The organism is Actinacidiphila sp. DG2A-62, assembly GCF_035825295.1.
Classification (GTDB): domain Bacteria; phylum Actinomycetota; class Actinomycetes; order Streptomycetales; family Streptomycetaceae; genus Actinacidiphila.
Genome location: NZ_JAYMGI010000002.1, coordinates 945837 through 963717 on the forward strand (window position 1 = coordinate 945837; position 17881 = coordinate 963717).

Consider the following 17881-nt stretch of genomic DNA (forward strand, 5'->3'; position numbering starts at 1 on the left):
CCGGGGCCCTTCGCAGGTCGTCCCGCGCGGCGCCTACGGGTACGAGGTCAGCGTCTCGTGCGTGTGGCTCGCGGTGACCGCCGCGCCGCTGCCGTCCACGATGTGGTTGATGGTGCCGGCGCCGCCGAGCACCGTGGTGACCATGTCGTGGAACTTCACGCCGGCCGTGGTGGGCGTCTCGATGGCGTGGCCGAGGACCAGGTCGGGGTGGTCTCTGAGGTAGGCGTAGACGCCGACGCCCCACGCCTCGTGCCTGGTCACCGAGTTGGCGACCTTGTACGACGCGTAGCCCAGGTCGCCGCCGCTGGTGGTCCAGCTTGCCTGGTCCGGGACGTCGTAGGGGGTCTCGCTCTGGTAGAAGTACACCCGGCCGCCGTTGGCGTTCCAGGTGGTCTGGTACTTCTCGTAGTGCTCGACCGCGAGGCCGTAGAGCGTGGCGTTCGCGCCGTTGACGACCAGGCCCTGTGCGGCCGGGTTGGTGCTCCAGCCGACGCCGTTGGAGTGGTCGCCGCGCCACAGCCACAGGTCGTCGCCGACCACGTCGGCGCTGTTGATCACCAGGGTGGTGGTGGCCTTGCCCGCGATGTCGCCGCCGACGCGGAAGAAGACGTCCTGCAGCACCGTCGGGTCGGCGGCGTGGCTCGCCGTGGAGCCGCTGGGGCCGATCTGCATCAGGGTCGCGGAGTTGGTGGTGTTGGCGCTGATCAGCAGGCCCGCGATGTCGATGCCGTCGACGTCGGCGGTGGTGATCGCGGTGACGCCGTTGTCCGGGACCAGCGTGGCCAGCCCCATGCCCAGCACGATGGTGTCGGGCCGGGTCACGTCCAGCGGGGCGGACAGGTGGTAGACGCCGGGCGTGACCAGGAGGTTCTTGCCCGCGGCCAGCGCCGCGTTCATGGTCGCCGCGGTGTCGCCGGGCTTGGCGATGTAGAACCGGTCGATCGGGACGGAGGTGCCGGGCGCGGTGCCGTTCACCCAGTCCGGGCCCTGGACGCCGGTGCGCAGCGCGGGGGCGAAGACCTGCCAGTCGCCCGCGGAGTCGACGTACAGGAACGGCTTCTCCTTGGAGACCGGGCTCTGCGCGACGGCGGTGTCCGGCGGGTTGGGGAAGGTGGTGCCGGGGGCGCCGGTGTCGCCGACGAAGACCATGTTCCAGTTGGAGCCGTTCCAGCTGCCCATCGAGGAGTTCTTGGTGAGGAACTGCTGCTGGGTGCCGGAGCTGATCTGGCCGGTGACGCGGGAGTCGCCGATGTAGCCGCCGCTCGACCAGTTGCCGGAGGTGCCGTGCGTGTTGTCGTACAGCAGCATGCCGCCGTGCACGTCCATCCGGCGGAACGGGTCGGCCTGGGAGACCGCCCACATGGTGCTGCCGGAGCTGGGACTGAGCGACATGTTCTCCACGTCGCGCCAGAAGTTCTGGGTGGCGTTGCCGTCGCTGGTGTGCCCGGCGACGTGGACGCCGCCGCCGGTGATGGACACCTGGTCGGGTGACAGGCCGAGTCCCGCGACCTGGGTGTAGTAGCCGACCGGGATGTCCACGTTGTAGGTGCCGGGGGTGAACAGCAGCGCGTTGCGCTGGGTGCCGAACTCGTTGCCGGCCTGGGCGTTGTAGACCGAGGTGATCTTCGACTGGATGGCGGAGGCCGACATCGACGGGTCGAAGACGGTGACGTTGGGGCCGAAGTCCGGGGTGCCGGGCGGGTTGGTGGGCGGGGTGCCGCCGGTGCCGAGGCCGAAGGACTGCGCGGCGGTGCCGTTGCACGTGTACTGCTGGAGCTGGACGCTGTCGGCGGTGGAGGCGCCCGGCACGTCCAGGCACTTGCCGCTGTTGCGGTTGACGAAGTGGAAGGCGCCGGAGGACTCGGCGACCGGCAGCCACTGCTGGTTGGCGCCGCCGCCGTACAGCCACAGCTGGGTGGGCGCGCCGTCGGCGGTGGACACGTCGGTCTCGTCCCAGACCTGGTCGGGCGCCGCGGCGAGGCCGATCCGGTAGTAGCCGCTGTCGGTGGCGGTGAACTGCCAGGACTGCGCGGAGCTGCCGTTGCACGTGTACTGCTGCACGGCGGTGCCGTTGCCGGTGGCGGCGGCGCGGGCGTCGACGCACTTGCCGCTGCCGGCGCCGACGACCGTGGTCGGGGCGGTGGGGACCGTGGCGGCTCCGGCGTCCCGGGCGGTGGCCAGGGCGAGGCCCGCGCAGGCCGGCAGCAGGAGCGCCGCGGCCAGCGCGGCGGTTCTCCTGCGGCGCCGCGGACGGCCGGGGGGTTGGGGAGCGTGGGGTACCTGGGGCACAGGTGTCTCCTCGTCGCGTTGTGGGGGTCGCGATGCGCAGTGGACGCTAGGGGCCCGGCTCGTGAGGAGTCAATACACATCAAAAAATAAGTCGTGAACTATGCGCGCGGGGGCCGTCGCGCACGTGCGCGACGGCCCCCGGAAGCACGGAGTCCGCAGGTGGAAGCCGGTCAGGCGTCCAGGACGTTGGTGGCGAGCAGGCCGATCAGCACGAAGCCGACCACGATCCGGTAGATCACGAAGGAGTTGAAGGAGTGCCGCGCCACGAACCGCAGCAGCCAGGCGATCGAGGCGTAGGCGACCACGAACGACACCAGCGTGCCGATGGCGAGCGCGGGCATGCTCACGCCCCCGCTGGTGGCGTCCTTCAGCTCGTACAGCCCGGCGCCGGTGAGCGCGGGCAGGCCGAGGAAGAACGACAGCCGGGTGGCGGCGGTGCGGTCCAGGTCGCGGACCAGCGCGGTGGAGATGGTGGCGCCGGAGCGGGAGAAGCCGGGGAACAGCAGCGCCAGGATTTGCGAGGTGCCCACCAGCATCGCGTCCTTGACGGTGACCTCGTCCTCGCCGCGCTTGAAGCGCGCCATCTGCTCGGCGCACCACATCACGACGCTGCCGCCGATCAGCGACAGGGCGACCACCCACAGCGAGCCGAGCGGTCCGTCGATCAGCGGCTTGGCCGCGAGGCCGACGATGACGATGGGGATCGTCGCGTAGATGACCCACCAGGTGAACTTGTAGTCGTGGTTGTCGCGCTCCCTGCTGTTCGTCAGCCCGCGCAGCCACGCGCCGACGAACCGGGTGATGTCCTTGAAGAAGTAGACGAACACCGCGGCGATCGCGCCGACCTGGATCACCGCGGTGAAGCCGACGACCGCGTCGTCGTCCACCGGGATGTTCATCAGACCTTCGGCCATCTTCAGATGTCCGGTCGAGGAGACCGGCAGGAACTCGGTCAGCCCTTCGACGATGCCGAGAACGACGGCTTGGCCGACGCCGATGACGCTCATGGGTTGTGTGGTCCCGTCCCCTGCTCTGCCGGTGCTCATCCCGGCGCCCGCGACGACTACATTCGCGTAGACGTCCGAGCAGACTCTAGAGGATCAGCGGCCGGACCCCGAATCCGGGGCCCGGCCGCCGGGACCTGGCGCCCGGGGCGGGTCAGCAGGGACCGAGGTCCTGCCAGACGCCCCACTGGCCGGTGGTGCCGGGGGTCTCCCCGGTGGTCCACCACTTGGCCTTCCAGGTGTGGCCGCCGTAGGAGACGGTGTCGCCGCCCACGTAGACCGCGGAGGACTGCCAGGGCTGCGCGGTGCAGGCCGAGGAGCCGCCGGTGACGGTGAGGGTGAAGGTCGCCGTGTGGGCGGCCGAGCCGGCGGCGCCCTTCACGGTCAGCGCGTAGGTGCCGGAGACCGCGGCGGAGGTGGTGGCCACGGACAGGGTGGCGCTGCCGCCCGCGGTGACCGAGCCGGGGCTGACCGAGGCGGTCACGCCGGCCGGCGCGCCGCTGACGGTCAGGGCCACCGACTGCGCCGAGCCGCTGGTCACCGCGGTGTGCACGGTGGAGGTGGTGGAGCCGCCCGCGGCGACGGTGGCCGAGGCCGGGGAGAGCGACACCGAGAAGTCGTTGGCCGGCGGGGTGGTGGTGCCCGCGCTGGTGAACGGCTCGAAGGTGTGGCTGAACTGCCAGGTGCTCTGGGTGGTGCCGGAGCAGGAGTCGGAGCCGCCCTGGCCGGGGCAGTTGCCGTTGTCGCGCTGCAGCGCCCAGAAGGACAGGGTGTTGATGCCCTTGCCGACCGCCCAGTTGTAGACGGTGGTGGCGTTGGCGGTGGTGAAGGTCTCGGCCGCGCCGTAGTCGTCGATGCCGGGCATCTCGGTGACGCCGACCATGCCCCACAGCTGCGCGTCGGTCTTCGACGGGTAGAGCTGCGCCAGTTGGTCGTGCAGGCCCTGCGCGGCGGTCTCGGTGTCGGTGGCCATGTTGTGCGTGGCGCCGTCGTAGTAGTCGAACGTCATCAGGTTCACGACGTCGAGCTTCACGCCGTTGGAGATGGCGTTGCGCAGGATGGGCAGCGTCGAGCCGTCGCCGAGGGTGCCGTCCACCAGGCCGTGGGTGGTGGTCGGGAAGGTGTACGAGAACTGCACGGTGCGGCCGTTGGCCGCCGCCCAGTCCTGGACCTGCTTGACGGCCTTGTTCCGGCGGTCCAGCGCGGCGGACTTGGTCAGCGAGTTGTCCTCGACGTCCAGGTCGATGCGGCTGACGTCGTAGGTGGTGATGACCTTCTCGTAGGCGGCGGCGATGGAGTTCACGTCCGTGCAGCTGTCGGCGATGTCGGTGCCGCTGTTGTCGGCCGCGTAGCCGCCGAAGGACGGGATGACATCGCCGCCGCCGGCCTGGAGGGCGTCGATGTCGGAGCCGAAGTTCGCCTGCGCGATCGGCATGCCGCTGTCGCCGTTCCAGTAGGCGGTGCAGGACCCGGCCGAGGCGGTCTGGATGAAGGCCATGGTGAGGTACTTGTTGCCCGAGGCGGAGGCGAGCCCGGACAGGCTGTCGCCGTTGTACGCCTCGAAGTACGGGGCGAACACATGGGCGGGCAGCGGGGTGGCGGCGTGCGCGGCGCCGGCTCCGGTCAGTGCCAGTCCGGCGGAGGCCGCGACGGTGGCCAGTCCGGTGAGCACGGCGCGCGGGCGGGCCCAGCCCCGCGCGCGGCGGGCTATGGGGAGGGATCTGCGAACGGGTCCGGTCATGGACCGCGCTCCCTTCGACGGTGGGGGCGTCAGCACGGGAGGGTGCTGGTCTGGACCAATACTCTTGGTCCGACCCACCGAACTGTCAAGACTCCTAACAGATAATCCGCGCACCGCGGCCGCATCCCGCGGGCTCCCGCACCCCGCCGCCGCGGGTCACCGCCGCGCCGCTGCGGACGCGGCGGTGACCCCTCATGAGCTGCCCGGACGCACCCGGACCGGCTCAGCGCCCCCAACTGGTCAGGGCCAGCGCGGGCACGAAGCGCGCGGCGTCCGGCGTGCCCACACCGGTCGCCATGTCGTAGCCCTTGACGGCGGTGTAGCCGGTGACGCCGTCGTAGGAGTTGTTCGTGCCGTCGGCGACGTCGACCACGCCGCCGAACTTCGCGCCGCCCTTGGCCAGGGCGTAGAGGGCCTGGTGGATGTCGCCGACCCGGTGGCCGCCGAACTGGTCGGCCAGCGCGACGATCCCGGAGAACAGCGGGCTGGCCTCGCTGGTGCCGCCGTAGACGTCCCAGCCGACCGCGGTCGGGTCGTAGCTGGAGTACACCCACGCGCCGCCGTCCACGGCCGCGGACATCGAGATGTCCGGGGTGCCGCGCCGGTCGCCGACCACGTTCCTGACGCCGTTCTGGTACGAGGGCCGGGTGAAGACGTGCGACTGGCCGCCGCCGCCCGCGCCGTAGTCGTTGTAGACGCTGTCCGGGGCGGTGCGGTCGCCCGCGTCGTCCAGGTGCAGTTGGGTGCCGCCGATCGAGGTGACCAGCGGGTCGGCGGACGGCCAGGAGTTCACCGGGTACGGGTAGTTGCCGCTGCCGTCCTCGGTGGCGTCGGTGGCCCCGCCGTCCCCGGAGGACGCCAGCACCGTCACGCCGTGCTTCTGCGCGTCCTTGAACGCGTACCTGAGCTTCTGGATGCTGGAGAAGTCGCCCTGGTCGAAGCCGGGGAAGGTGTTCTCGGTGGCGCCGAAGCTCTGGGTGATGACGTCGCCGACGCCGCGGTCGATCAGTGCCTTCTCCGCGTCCATCATCTCCGGCAGGCCGGTGACGCCCTCGGTCTCGGCGACGCCGGTCTCCACCAGCACGATGTGCGCGTCCGGCGCGACGGCGTGCGCCATCTCGACGTCGAGCGTGGACTCCCCGGCCCACCCGGTGTGGTCGGGGTCAGTCGGGTCGAACGGCGGCACGTCGCCCCACTTGACGACCTGCACCTTGCTGCTGGGGATGCCGAACTGGGCGCTGTAGACGTCGAGGTCGTGCTGGATCGTCGGCGAGCCGAACGAGTCCACGATCACGATGGTGCGGCCCTTGCCGGTCACCCCGGCGCGGTACAGCGGCTTCAGGTCGTACGCCTGCCGGTACTGCAGCGGCGTGTAGCAGTTGATGCCCCACTTGGCCTGGCACTGGGCGCTGCTCAGCGGGCTGCTGACGCCGTGCACGAGCCGGTGGCCGGTGACCGCGGGCACCGCTTTGACGGCCGGCGCGGCCTGGGCCGCGGGCGCCGACCGGGCGGGCGCGGCGAGCGCCGGCCCCGCCGACGGAGCTGCGATCAGAGCGGCGGCGGTGAGGGCGGTGACGCCGGCCGCGGCGGCCACGGCGCGCGGCCGCGGACGAAGTCTGTGCATGGACGCTCCTTGTGTCGACGATCTCCACATGTGCCGTACGACCGCGCAGGGCGGTTGACGCGATCACATATCCGGATCATCGGCTGAACAAGCGAATACGCCGTTTGCAGGGCTGCGCTTTACCCGGACGGCCGAATCCTTGGGCAAATCATGGGCATGACAGGTCTGGACACGCCGCCCTCCGCGTGCGGGACGCCGCCCGCGAGGCGACGCCGCGTCAGGGACACCGCCGCGGCGCCGGGGAGGCGACACGCCGTCAGGACACGATGTCCTTGGTGCGAAAGCCCCGGAAGGCGAGCGCGCCGAGCACCAGCGCGTACGAGACGGAGACCGACAGGCCCTGGAGCATGCCGGTCCACTCCATGGTCGGCTGGATCGCGTCCGCCCAGGCGAACTGCCAGTGCGCGGGCAGCACGTCCCGCCACGAGCCGAGCGCGGTCACCGCGTCCAGCACATTGCCGACGATGGTCAGCCCCACCGCGCCGCCGACCGCGCCCAGCGGCGCGTCGGTGACCGTGGAGAGCCAGAACGCCAGCGCCGCGGTGACCAGTTGGCCGACGAAGATGTACGCCACCACGACCGCGACCCGCGGCAGCGCGCTCCCGGCCGGCAGCGCCCCGCCGGCCGGCAGCTCCAGATCGCCCCAGCCGTACGCGACCGTGCCGGCCGCCAGCGCGACCGCCGGCAGCAGCACGATGGCGGCGGCGCTGAAGCCCAGCGCCACGGTCAGCTTGACCGCCAGCAGCCGCACCCGCGGCACCGGCGCGGCCAGCAGGTAGCGCAGGCTGGACCAGCCCGCCTCCGAGGCCACCGTGTCGCCGCAGAACAGCGCCACCGGCACCACCAGCACGAAGCCGGCCGAGACGAACAGGCAGGTCGCGGCGAAGTTCGCGCCGGAGGCGGTGGCGGTGTCGATCAGCGTCGGGCCTCTGCGGCCGCCGCCGTCCGGGGTGCCGCCGATCGCGAACGCGGCGATCAGGATGAACGGCAGCGCGACCAGCAGCGCGAAGACGATCAGCGTGCGCCGTCTGCGCACCTGGCGGCGCGCCTCGACCCGCAGCCGCAGCGTGCGGCCGGGCCGGTAGCCGGGCGCGGTGCCGCCGCTGCCGCGCGGATCGCGCGGCGCGAGGGCCGGGCCGCCGCCGGGAGCCGGACCGTCCGGGGGCGGTCCGGCGGCGGGGGTGCGGCCGGGCGCGCCGCCGGGCGTGCTCCCCTCACCGGGCGTCGGCGCGGGGACGGGCGCGGGTGCGGGCGCGGCGCTCATGCCGGGCCTCCGATCAGGGTCAGGAAGGCGTCCTCCAGCCGGCGGTGCGGGCCCACCTGGGTCACCGCCACCCCCCGCCGGACGAGTTCGGCCACCAGTTGCGGGGCGGTCATGCCGTCGAGCACGGCGAGCAGGCCGTCCTCCTCGCGGACCGCGGTCGCCACGCCGGGCAGCGCGGCCACCTCGTCCACCAGGGTCTGCGGCAGCTCGCCCTCGACGCCGATCAGGACGGTGTCCGCGGACCCGACGATCTCGGCGACCGGTCCCGCGGTCACCAGCCGGCCGCGGTCCATCACCACCAGGTGCGAGCAGGTCTGCTCGACCTCGGACAGCAGATGGCTGGAGACGATGACCGTGCGGCCGGTCCCGGCGTAACGGATCATCACCTCGCGCATCTCGCGGATCTGCGGCGGGTCCAGGCCGTTGGTCGGCTCGTCGAGGATCAGCAGGTCGGGCAGGCCCAGCATGGCCTGGGCGATGGCCAGGCGCTGCCGCATGCCCTGCGAGTACGTGCGCACCGCGCGCTCCAGCGCGTCGCCGAGCCCGGCGATCTCCAGCGCCTCGGCCAGGTGGGCGTCCGTCCCCGGTCGCCCGGTGGCCTGCCAGTACAGGTCGAGGTTGGCGCGGCCGGTCAGGTGCGGCAGGAAGCCGGCGCCCTCCACGAACGCGCCGACCCGCGAGAGCACCGGCGCGCCCGGCCGCACCGTCTCGCCGAAGACCCTGATCTCCCCCTCGTCCGGGCGGATCAGGCCCATCAGCATGCGCAGCGTGGTGGTCTTGCCCGCGCCGTTCGGCCCGAGCAGGCCGAGCACCTGCCCCGCCTCGACGCGGAAGGACAGCTCGCGCACCGCGTAGCGGCCCGACGCGCCCGCGTACCGCTTGCTCAGCCCGGTGATGGTCAGCGGCACCTCGGCCAGCGCGGGGTCCGCGGGCCGGGGCCGGACCCGGCGGCGGCCGGTGAGCAGCAGGGCCGCGGCGACCGCGAGCGCCACCGGCGGCAGCACCCACACCCATCCCGGCAGCGGCGCGGCGTCGGCCGCCAACTGCGGGTCGGTGGGCAGCATGAGATCCGGCGAGGCCAGCGAGACGGTGTAGGCGGCGGGCGCGGCCGGCGACGCGTAGCCCATGTCGGTGCTCGCCAGCACCAGCGCGAGCCGGTGCCCGGCGGCGAACCGGTGGTCGACCGCGGGCAGGCGCACCCGTACGGCCGTCCCCTGCGGCGAGCCGGCGATCCGCAGCGGGGTGGCGAGCGAGGCGGGCAGCGTCTGCTTGCCGTCCGGCCCGACGTCGTAGAGCTTGGCGAAGAGCACCGCGTCCGGTGCGCCGGTGGCGACCTTCACGGTGACCGAGGGCGCGCCGGTCACGGTGACCGCCTGGGAGAGCTTCGCGGAGGTGAACCGCGCGAACTGCCCGGGGAAGTCCACCGACAGGCCGGCGCCCGCCGACGACAACGCGGACAGCGAGGACAGTCCGCTCAGCGTGCCGAGGCCCGGCACCGAGGAGATCGCGGGCGGCGCGCCGCCGGGCGGGTTGGCGACCGGCTGCGCCGGGCCGGCCAGCGCGATCTGCCGGCGCCGGGAGCCGTCGAGCCCGGGGTAGCCGCCGCCGCTCGCGCCGCGCAGCACCGCGGTGCCGTCGGTGGAGTCCAGGCCGCCGGTGCGGGTGACGCGGAAGGCGGGGCCGGTGTGCGCGGCGGAGTCGCCCTTGAGGTAGTGGTCGAACCAGGCGCTCACCCTGCGGTCGATCCTGGCGTCCTCGGTGTCGCCGCCGTCGTGGCCGCCGGAGATCCAGTCGACGGACACCGGCGCGCCGGCCGCCCGGATCGACCGGGCCATCGCGTCGGACTGGGCGAGGGTGAACAGCGAGTCGCTCTGGCCCTGCACGATCAGCGCGGGGACCTTGATCCGGCCGGCGAGCGCGGACGGGCTCAGCGCGGTGAGCTTCGCGACGGCCGCGGCGTCCGGCCGCCCGGACTGCGCGACGCGCTGGTACAGCGCGCAGATGTCCGGGGTGAAGCGGCCGCACAGCGGTGCGGCGACGGGCCCCTGGGCGCCGGCGGCGCCGGTCGGCGCGGACGGCGCGGACGGCGCGGACGGTGGGGGTGTCGGCTGCGGGGACGCGGGGCGCGCGGTGTCCGCCGGGGCGCCGGCCGGGGGTTCCGCGGACGACGGCAGGGAGCCGGAGGAGAAGAAGACGCCGGCCCACAGCTTCTTGTAGACGCCGTCCGGGAAGAGCGCGTCGCTGAGGTTCCAGTACGTCTCGCGCGGCGCGATCGCGTCGATCCTGCGGTCGTGCCCGGCGGCCAGCAGCGAGACCGCGCCGCCGTACGAGACGCCGGTGATGCCGACCCGCGGGTCGCCCGGCGCGTCCAGCCGCACCTCGGGCCGGGCGGCCAGCCAGTCGACGAGCCGGCTGACGTCGGCGACCTCGGCGTCCGGCGCGTTCAGCGCGATCGAGCCGCCGGAGCGGCCGAAGCCGCGGGCGGACCAGGTCAGCACCGCGTAGCCGTGCCGGGCCAGCGACTCCGCCTGGCCGCGCACGTCGTCCTTGCTGCCGCCGAAGCCGTGCGCGAGCAGCACCGCTGGTCTGCGCCCGGCGCCGCCCGCGGTGAAGTACGAGGTGTCCAGGCGGACTCCGCCCGCGCCGGTCAGCATCGCGTCGCTGCGGTGCACCGCGGGCCCGCCGCCGGACGCCGCGGCGGCGGCCGCGGCTCCCCGCCGGCGAGCAGCACGGCGAGCGCGCCGACCGCGGCGAACCACCGGGCGCGCCGGGACCGCGGCAGCCGCGGCCGTCGAAGATCCATCCCCCGATCCTAAAGCCGACGCTCAGCCGGAGCTTCATGTGGCGTACGCGACGCTCCCGGAGCCGGCGGACCTGCTGAAGCGGCTGCACTGGCTGGAGAAGCCCGGGTTTCCCGGCTGCGGGATGACACCCCGGTGAACTTCGGGCCTGCCCGCAGCGGTTCCCACGTCACCCGGCTCTGCCGAAGTCCTGCCCCGATGGCCTACTTGGCGTCGGCGACGACGACGATCTGACGGATGTGGGTGCCTTCGACGGCGGAGCGGAGGAGGAAGTCGGCGACGTTCTCGCGAGCGGTCGAGGGGAAGAGCGACAGCTTCTCGAGATCCTCCAGCACGATCGCCGAGTAGCGGGTGTTGCTTCGGTTGCTCAACGGACCGGGGTATTCGACGGTCCATTTCAGGTCACTGGCCTTCAGGAGCGCTTCCGCCGCGACCTTGTCCTCGTATTTCTTTTGGAGCATGCTGCTCACAATGGCGTGTACGAGGAATGAGGTTTTGGGAAGGGAGTCGCCGACTCCGAAGGCGGACACGATGAGGAATCGGTCGACGCCGGAGATTTTCGCCGAGGCGATGACCGCGCGGACGGTGTCGGTGATCAGCGTCGGGGCTTCGCTGGAGTTTCCGAGCGTGCTGATGACAGCGTCGTGGCCCTCGGCCGCCGCCGCGATCACGGCGGCGTCAGTGGTGGCTCCGCTGACGACCTGGGCGCGCGGGTCAACCTTGGCGTCGGCCCTCCGAACGAGAGCGGTGACGTGGTGTCCCTGGTCGAGTGCCTTTTTGACGAAGTGGACGCCGGTACGACCGGTTGCTCCGAGGACGAGAAACTTCATGACGTTCGCTCTCTGTCGAGGCTGAGTCGAACCTCCTCAGAGCGCCGCCGATGCCGGCGCGCCGTATGCGGTGAAGGTCCGATCGCCAATTTTAGTCATAGAACCTGACTAAAGACAAGGCGACGCCCGAGTATGCCGAGGCCCGCCGAGCCAGGTGGACCGGGCACGCGCGAGCCGGTTGCGGACGCGATTCTGGGTGGGGGGCAGCCCACGTACGGGTCGGTGATCTCGCACCGCTGCCCCGGATCGCCGCCGGCCCGGCCCCGGCGGCGCGAGCACAGTTCCCACCCTCCGCCCGCGCCGTCCGCCCCCTCTCTGGAACCTCGTCCCAAGATCATTGCCACGGCGTACGATACTAAGGATTGCTGACTAATGTGGCGGCCGGTGAATGGAGGGGCGCTGCCGCCGCCACCGGACAGCAATCGGCGGCGTCGGCGTAAGTCTGCGGGGCGCGGGCGGTCCGGGATGAAGGGGAGCGGGGCGCCGACGATGCGGTGCCGCCGGGACTAGCGGGCGTACGGGTCGGTGATCTCGCGGAGCTGGTCCAGGATCTGGTGCAGCAGGGCGAAATTGCGGGTGCCCAGATACGCCTTCCACTCGGCGAGGATGTCGTCGAGTGTTGCTGAGGCCACCTCGACGGCCCGCCGACCGCGTTCCTCGATCACGATCAGCCGGGCGCGGCCGTCACTGGGGTCCGGCACCCGGCGGACGTAACCCAGGCGTTCCAACTGGTCGACCAGTACGCCGGCGCTCTGCTTGGTCACCTGTGCCTGGTCCGCAAGGTCCGTGAGGCGTGAACCGTCCGGGGCGATCCGCTGGAAGACCCGGCACTGGGCGAGCGTCCAGTCGTCGAACCCGGCGTCCTGGAGAGCCCGGAACATCCGGTCCTCGGAGTACCGATAGGGGATGAACAACAGCACCCCAAGGTTCATCCGCTGCTCGTCGTCCATGCCTCTCTCGGCCTCATCGCTCACCTGATCCCACGAGGTCCACACCCTACGCCAACGCCGCTGAGCCAGGCCGCCGCCGACCCCGTCGCGGCAACGCGCGGACACCGCCGCGGGCCGGCGCGCCGGCGGCTGAAGGTGACCGTCACCGTGGCCCGCGCGGAGGTTCGGGGTGCGGTGTGGGATCGCTGGACGGTCAGCGGCGGATCGTGGCGGTTTCGCGGGTGAACTGGCGGTGGCCGATCAGTTTGTAGGCCAAGCGTGCCGGCGCCGGCACGACTTTCAGAAACGTCTGCCTTTCCACGTCATCGGCCTCCTCGGTGATGTGGCCGAGCATGACCAGCCGCCGCGTGAGCGGAATCGCGCTCATCCCGTGCTTGCCGAGCGCGTCCCATTCGCGCTGCGTCACCGTGACGGAGACGATCGGAAGCAGTTTCTGCTCCTCCTCGGCCAGGTGATCGATCAGCGTCGGCATCATGGCCTCGATGAGGGCCGCCATCCGCTCGCCGGCGGCGGCGTCCGCGCTCGCCGTCCATCCGGGCAGCTCCGCGCCGATGCCCGTGACGGCATTGTCGACCTGCTCGTGCTGGGCGTCCATCCGGTCCATCAACTCGGGGTCGAGCGCGGCCCGTTCGCGGAGCAGGGGGAAGAGCAGCTCGTCCTCGCCGCAGTGGTGCGTGTGCAGGAAGCTCACCATCTCCCGGGCGTGCGCGCCGATGACCTTGGACCGCGCGCGGTCACCGGCCGCGGAGCGCAGCAGTCGGGGCAGCTGACCGAACTCGCGCCGGATGACGCGGTGGATCAGGACCATCTCGTGGGTGTCGACGACGGCCCGCCTGCCCGTCGGGCTTGATGACGACGTCATAGCGCTACCTCTTTCTTTCTGTCTTCTCCGCATGTGAACAGTCCTTGGGTCGCGCCGAGACGTGGCGCGCCTGCCGACGGCCGCGTCAGGTGACCCTGGATCGATGCTATTGGTCAGTAACTCTTACGACCATACACCGTGGCAATGGCGGACGGCGTGAGGTCACAAGAGGGCATCCATCGCTGGACAGCCCGTCATCACAGCCCGTCGACACCCAGCGGAGACACTCGGCGGCGCCTTGACGAAGTCAGTTCTACTGACTAATCTCATCAATGATCCTGACGATCTAGTGATGGGTGATCGCGCAGGGGCGCGGCCCGGCAACTTCTCTCTCGGCGCCCGGCGAGTCCGGCCGGCCGAGTTCCCTCCCCGTTCGCCTCGGAACCCCGTATCAAGCAAAGGACCACAGGCCATGATTTTGATCACCGGAGCCACCGGCACCATCGGTTCGGAAGTCGTCAAAGCGCTTCTCCCCGCCCAGGCGGATCACCTTCGGGTCCTCACCCGCAATCCCGACGCGGTTTTCCCCGAAGGCACCGAGAAGGTCGTGGCCGATCTCGGCGACGACGATCTGGCACCCGTGCTGGACGGCGTACGCACCGTGTTCTCGCTGACCGAGGGGCTCAACATAGCCGCGCACGGCCGGCGGCTCATCGACGCGGCGCAGCAAGCGGGCGTCGAGCGGATCGTCAAGCTGTCCGTACGCAACGTCGCACACGGCGCCACCGACCCGATCACCAGTCTGCACCGGGCCGACGAGGACGCCATTGGCGGCAGCGGCATCGACTGGACGTTCCTGCGGCCCACTGGCTTCATGTCCAACGCGCTCAACTGGGTAAGAATGATCACGGGCGACCAGGTCGTGCACGCCCCGTTCGCCGCGGGCCGGGGCGCCTTCGTCGACCCCGCGGACATCGCCGCGGTCGCCGCGGCCTGCCTCACCCAGGGCGGCCACCACCACCGGATCTACGAGCTCACGGGGCCCGATCCGCTCAGCCCCGCCGACCAGGTCGCCATCCTCGGCAAGGTGCTGGGCCGCGACCTGCAGTACGCCGAGGCCGATCCGACCGGCTGGGTCGCGCAGATGGTGTCCTACGGCATGCCCGAAGAGCACGCGAACGCCGTCAAGGAGCAATTCCGCTCCACCCTGGAACCGTGGAGCGCCGAGCCGACGGACGACGTCACCGCCGTCACGAACCGCCCGGCGCGCAGCTTCACCGACTGGGCCGAGGCCCACCGCAACGAGCTGCTCGCCCCCGCCAGTTGGTGACATGGTCCCGGCGACGGCCCACGCCTGCTTCGCCCGGGTGACCCCAGGGCGGTGAGTTGCCGGAGGTACGGCCGACTTACGATGTCCGACCGGCCGTTGACACCCCACCGGGTCCACCTGCGCGGCGCAGCACCCGAATCCGCCCCGTTGGCCCGGTCGGCCGGACCGTGCCCTGTGCGGCGAGGTGTCGAACGTATCGAACGAGGAGCAGTGAGGCATGAACGACCACGTCGAGCAGAGTGATCCGGCGGCCATGCTGGAAGGTCATCTGTGGGCGCTGGCCGCGATGGTCGCGACCTTGCGGGAGACCGGGACGGGCTCGTTGGAGGAGGCTCTGGCGGCGGACCCGGCGCGTACCGCGGTGCTGGTGGCGGCCGGAGTGGTGCGACGGGACGGGGAAAAGCTGGTCCCCGCTCCCGTGCTGCAACTCGGTCCCGCGGCTTCCAACATGGCGTCGGCTCGGCTCAGTTCGATGCGGCAGGCGGTCGCCGCAGCCGGCGGCGAGGCCGTGACGGGGTGGGACGCGCAGAGCGACGACGTACTGATCGATCAGGGACGCGCCTCCGCGGGCACCGGGCACGCGCTCGCCACCCGTCTCGTGCCCTCGCTGCCGGGACTCGCCGACCGGCTCGCCACCGCGGGCAGCCGCGTCCTGGACATCGGCACCGGGACCGGGGCACTCGCCCTCGCGCTGGCCCAGGACCTGCCGCAGGTCCACGTGACCGGGATCGACAGCCTGGAGCGGGCGATCCGGCTGGCCCACCGGGAGCTGGACAAGGCAAGGCCCGGTGCCGCCGACCGAGTCGAGGTGCGGCATCAGGACGCCGTCGATCTGCGCGAACGGGATCTCTACGATCTGATCTGGCTGCCCGCGCCGTTCCTCTCCGACGACGTGCTGCAGGCCTGTCTCCCCCATGTGGCGGCTGCCCTCACCGACGGCGGATGGCTGGTGACGGGCACCAACCCCGCACCCCACGACCCCCTGCTCGCCGCCGTCGCCGACTGGACCGCCGCCCGCAACGGCGGCAGCGCCCTGACCGCCCCCGCATGAGCCGCGCACTCAGTGACCTCGGGTTCCAGGACCTCCGCCACATCCCCACGGCCCCTGGCGGCCCCGTACTCGTAGCCGCCCGCCGCCCTGACCGCACCACATCCCCGTCGTGACGGCTCGGCGGCTTCACGGAAGCTGCTTGAGGACGTCGCCTGCGGGGCAGCTCGGGATCGTCTGCCGGTCGCGCCTCCAGCACGTCGGCTGGCACATCCGCGATCCACTCGCCGACCGTCGGCAGCGAGGTCGCGCCGGCCAGGATCGCGCACGCGTAAGCGCCGGCGTCCACGACTGCGCGCACGCGAATTCCCGCCGGCCGCGGGGCCGACGGGGAATTCACTTACCGGGCGGCGGAATTCGCCTGCGGCACGGTGATCATCCGCCTTTCGGCGATCAGCCGGTGGAAGGGGATCAGCGGTGCGACGAGGAACGCCTCTTGCGCGTGATCACCAATGCGCCGGCGCCCACGACCACCGCGGCCGCGGCGATTCCCGCGATCACCGGCGTGGCGTTGGAGCTGCCGGTCTCCGCGAGGTCGCCGGACGCGGGCGAGGTCGTGGCCGGGACCGCGGGGGCGCTGCTGGTGGGCGGCGCGGTCGTGGTCGGCGTCGTCGGCGGCGCGGTCGTGGTGGGCGGCACGGTGATGGGAGGCGCGGTCGTCGGCGGGGCCGTGGTGGGCGGCGCCGTGGTCGGCGGCGTGGTCGTGGGAGGCGGCGTGGTCGGCGGCTTCTCGCACGGCTGCGAGGTCTTGACCTGGTCGACGTTGTAGCGAGAGCCGTCCCCCGCGGTCACCACCAGGCGCACCTGGAGCGGCGCGTCGTGCGGCGGCAACGCGCCGGTGTAGGTGAACGTGCTGCCGAAGTCGGGGTTGTCGGCCAGCGCGCCCTCGCCGCCGACGATCTTCAGCGTCACGGAGTTCGTGACCCGCTTGTTGTAGTCCTTCAGATGCACGGACACCGAATCGCACGTCACCGACCAGTCGCTGGTGTGCGCGGACGCGGGCGACGCGAACACCACTCCCCCGATTGCCACCGCGGCGATCATGGCGGCGCCCGTCACGGCGGATCTTCTGCGTATCCGATACGGCTCTCTCATCACTGCTCCCACTGCTCCCTGGAATTTGCGGAACCGCCCCCGGGCCACTCCCCGTTCGGCTTTCGTTGCGTTGGACCGGGAAGCTACACCCGGGGTTGTACGCGGTCGCGCGCGGGGGCCGTGATGTACGCGTTCCGAAGAATTCCGCGGCCGTGATGTCGGCGCCCGGCAGTAGGCTCCGCGGCATGACCAGGAAACTCTCGCCGGCGCAGCGCAGGGCGGTGAGCGGCTCCGACCCGTCGACCGGGCGGCTGTCCGCGGACCCGCGGGTGTGCACCGCCCTGGTCGCCGCGGGCCTCGCGGTGCCGCACGGCCGCGGCGGCCACCACAGCCACTACCTCACCGCCGAAGGGCGGCGGCTGCGCGAGGAGTTGGCGCAGGCCGCCGGGCGAGGCGCGGGGCGCGCAGGCGTCCGGGAGGGCGCGGACGGGCCCGGCGAGGAGGGGCGTGGAGGCATCCCGGGGGGCGCGGACGGGCGCGGAGAGGGCCACGGGGACATGAAGCGCGGCGGCGGCGGCGAGCCGCCGGAGGGCCCGGCGGCCGGGGGCTCGTTCCGCGCGGACGACGGCACGGGCGACCGGCCGGCCCCGCCGCCCGCCGTGCGGGCCCGGCGCGCCGCGGAGGTGGCCGCGGCCTGGGAGGGCCTGCTGCAGATCCGCGCGGTGCTCGCGAACGGCGCGACCGGCGTCCCGGCGCCCTGGGAGCGGGACCGGCCGGTGCACGCGGTGGCGCTGGCGCTGGAGGCCGCGGGCTGCCCGCCGGCCCGCCCGGACTCCCCCGGCTACCGGGTGACCGCCTCGGCGCACCCCGGACTCGCCGAGGTCACCTGGACGCAGCCGACCTCCGCGCCGGCCGCGCTCGCCAAGTGCGCGCGGCTGCTGGCCGCGTACGGCTGGCAGCCGACCACCCACCGGACCCGCGCCGGCGACCCCTACCTGCTCACCTCCCCGGCCACCCGCTGACCCGCCGCGAGCCGGCCCCTGACACGCCGCGCGCCGGCCGCACGCCCCCCGGCCCGCATGACCCCGGCCGCGCGCCGCCCGCGGCGCCGCACCCGCCCGCGTCGCGCCACCCGCGGCCCCGCGCCCACCCGCCGCGCCACG

At 72.5% G+C, this 17881-nt stretch carries 13 protein-coding genes; 3 read left to right on the forward strand and 10 right to left on the reverse strand.

Features of this window, described 5'->3' with window-relative positions; all coding sequences use genetic code 11:
• Positions 1 to 33: 33 nt before the first annotated feature.
• The 9 genes from VSR01_RS04460 to VSR01_RS04500 form a co-directional block, all read right to left on the reverse strand.
• Entirely contained in the window at positions 34 to 2289 is a 2256-nt protein-coding gene (locus VSR01_RS04460; RefSeq protein WP_442785397.1) for an RICIN domain-containing protein, read from the reverse strand.
• 170 nt (positions 2290 to 2459) lie between these two features.
• Complete coding sequence (locus VSR01_RS04465; RefSeq protein WP_326447979.1) at positions 2460 to 3296, reverse strand: undecaprenyl-diphosphate phosphatase; 837 nt, start codon at positions 3294 to 3296, stop codon at positions 2460 to 2462.
• 151 nt (positions 3297 to 3447) lie between these two features.
• A complete protein-coding gene (locus tag VSR01_RS04470) occupies positions 3448 to 5034 on the reverse strand; it encodes a carbohydrate-binding protein (protein ID WP_326447980.1) in 1587 nt (528 codons plus the stop codon).
• Between the two features lie 223 nt (positions 5035 to 5257).
• A complete protein-coding gene (locus VSR01_RS04475) occupies positions 5258 to 6658 on the reverse strand; it encodes a S53 family peptidase (RefSeq protein ID WP_326447981.1) in 1401 nt (466 codons plus the stop codon).
• A 256-nt stretch (positions 6659 to 6914) separates the two neighbouring features.
• Positions 6915 to 7922, reverse strand: a complete 1008-nt coding sequence (locus tag VSR01_RS04480) for an ABC transporter permease (protein ID WP_326447982.1) — start codon at positions 7920 to 7922, stop codon at positions 6915 to 6917.
• Positions 7919 to 10576 (reverse strand): alpha/beta fold hydrolase, encoded by a 2658-nt coding sequence (locus tag VSR01_RS04485; protein WP_442785642.1) that lies wholly within the window; start codon positions 10574 to 10576, stop codon positions 7919 to 7921. Before VSR01_RS04485 ends, VSR01_RS04480 begins: the two co-directional genes overlap by 4 nt.
• A gap of 350 nt (positions 10577 to 10926) precedes the next feature.
• Positions 10927 to 11553 carry an NAD(P)-dependent oxidoreductase gene (locus VSR01_RS04490; protein ID WP_326447984.1) on the reverse strand — a complete coding sequence of 209 codons (627 nt, stop codon included), beginning with the start codon at positions 11551 to 11553 and terminating at the stop codon, positions 10927 to 10929.
• Between the two features lie 506 nt (positions 11554 to 12059).
• Complete coding sequence (locus VSR01_RS04495) at positions 12060 to 12503, reverse strand: MarR family winged helix-turn-helix transcriptional regulator (protein ID WP_326447985.1); 444 nt, start codon at positions 12501 to 12503, stop codon at positions 12060 to 12062.
• Between the two features lie 193 nt (positions 12504 to 12696).
• The gene (locus tag VSR01_RS04500) at positions 12697 to 13311 is read right to left on the reverse strand and encodes a hemerythrin domain-containing protein (protein ID WP_326447986.1); all 615 of its coding nucleotides are present in this window, start codon (positions 13309 to 13311) and stop codon (positions 12697 to 12699) included.
• Between the two features lie 466 nt (positions 13312 to 13777).
• On the opposite strand from VSR01_RS04500, the gene VSR01_RS04505 reads away from it, so the two are divergent.
• Positions 13778 to 14635: an NAD(P)H-binding protein gene (locus tag VSR01_RS04505; RefSeq protein ID WP_326447987.1), complete on the forward strand. Its 858-nt coding sequence runs from the start codon at positions 13778 to 13780 to the stop codon at positions 14633 to 14635.
• A 217-nt stretch (positions 14636 to 14852) separates the two neighbouring features.
• The gene (locus tag VSR01_RS04510; RefSeq protein WP_326447988.1) at positions 14853 to 15686 is read left to right on the forward strand and encodes an SAM-dependent methyltransferase; all 834 of its coding nucleotides are present in this window, start codon (positions 14853 to 14855) and stop codon (positions 15684 to 15686) included.
• A gap of 408 nt (positions 15687 to 16094) precedes the next feature.
• On the opposite strand, the gene VSR01_RS04515 is transcribed toward VSR01_RS04510, so the two are convergent.
• A complete protein-coding gene (locus VSR01_RS04515; protein ID WP_326447989.1) occupies positions 16095 to 16742 on the reverse strand; it encodes an LAETG motif-containing sortase-dependent surface protein in 648 nt (215 codons plus the stop codon).
• A gap of 221 nt (positions 16743 to 16963) precedes the next feature.
• Between VSR01_RS04515 and VSR01_RS04520 the strand changes: the two genes are divergently transcribed.
• A complete protein-coding gene (locus tag VSR01_RS04520) occupies positions 16964 to 17740 on the forward strand; it encodes a hypothetical protein (protein ID WP_326447990.1) in 777 nt (258 codons plus the stop codon).
• Positions 17741 to 17881: the final 141 nt, after the last annotated feature.

Excerpts from the sequence above, each read along its gene's own strand:
- VSR01_RS04475 (WP_326447981.1), bottom strand. The coding sequence starts at position 6,658 with ATGCACAGACTTCGTCCGCGGCCGCGCGCCGTGGCCGCCGCGGCCGGC.
- VSR01_RS04505 (WP_326447987.1), top strand. The coding sequence starts at position 13,778 with ATGATTTTGATCACCGGAGCCACCGGCACCATCGGTTCGGAAGTCGTC.
- VSR01_RS04490 (WP_326447984.1), bottom strand. The coding sequence starts at position 11,553 with ATGAAGTTTCTCGTCCTCGGAGCAACCGGTCGTACCGGCGTCCACTTC.
- VSR01_RS04500 (WP_326447986.1), bottom strand. The coding sequence starts at position 13,311 with ATGGTCCTGATCCACCGCGTCATCCGGCGCGAGTTCGGTCAGCTGCCC.
- VSR01_RS04495 (WP_326447985.1), bottom strand. The coding sequence starts at position 12,503 with ATGGACGACGAGCAGCGGATGAACCTTGGGGTGCTGTTGTTCATCCCC.
- VSR01_RS04510 (WP_326447988.1), top strand. The coding sequence starts at position 14,853 with ATGAACGACCACGTCGAGCAGAGTGATCCGGCGGCCATGCTGGAAGGT.
- VSR01_RS04485 (WP_442785642.1), bottom strand. The coding sequence starts at position 10,576 with ATGCTGACCGGCGCGGGCGGAGTCCGCCTGGACACCTCGTACTTCACC.
- VSR01_RS04465 (WP_326447979.1), bottom strand. The coding sequence starts at position 3,296 with ATGAGCGTCATCGGCGTCGGCCAAGCCGTCGTTCTCGGCATCGTCGAA.
- VSR01_RS04480 (WP_326447982.1), bottom strand. The coding sequence starts at position 7,922 with ATGAGCGCCGCGCCCGCACCCGCGCCCGTCCCCGCGCCGACGCCCGGT.
- VSR01_RS04520 (WP_326447990.1), top strand. The coding sequence starts at position 16,964 with ATGACCAGGAAACTCTCGCCGGCGCAGCGCAGGGCGGTGAGCGGCTCC.
- VSR01_RS04470 (WP_326447980.1), bottom strand. The coding sequence starts at position 5,034 with ATGACCGGACCCGTTCGCAGATCCCTCCCCATAGCCCGCCGCGCGCGG.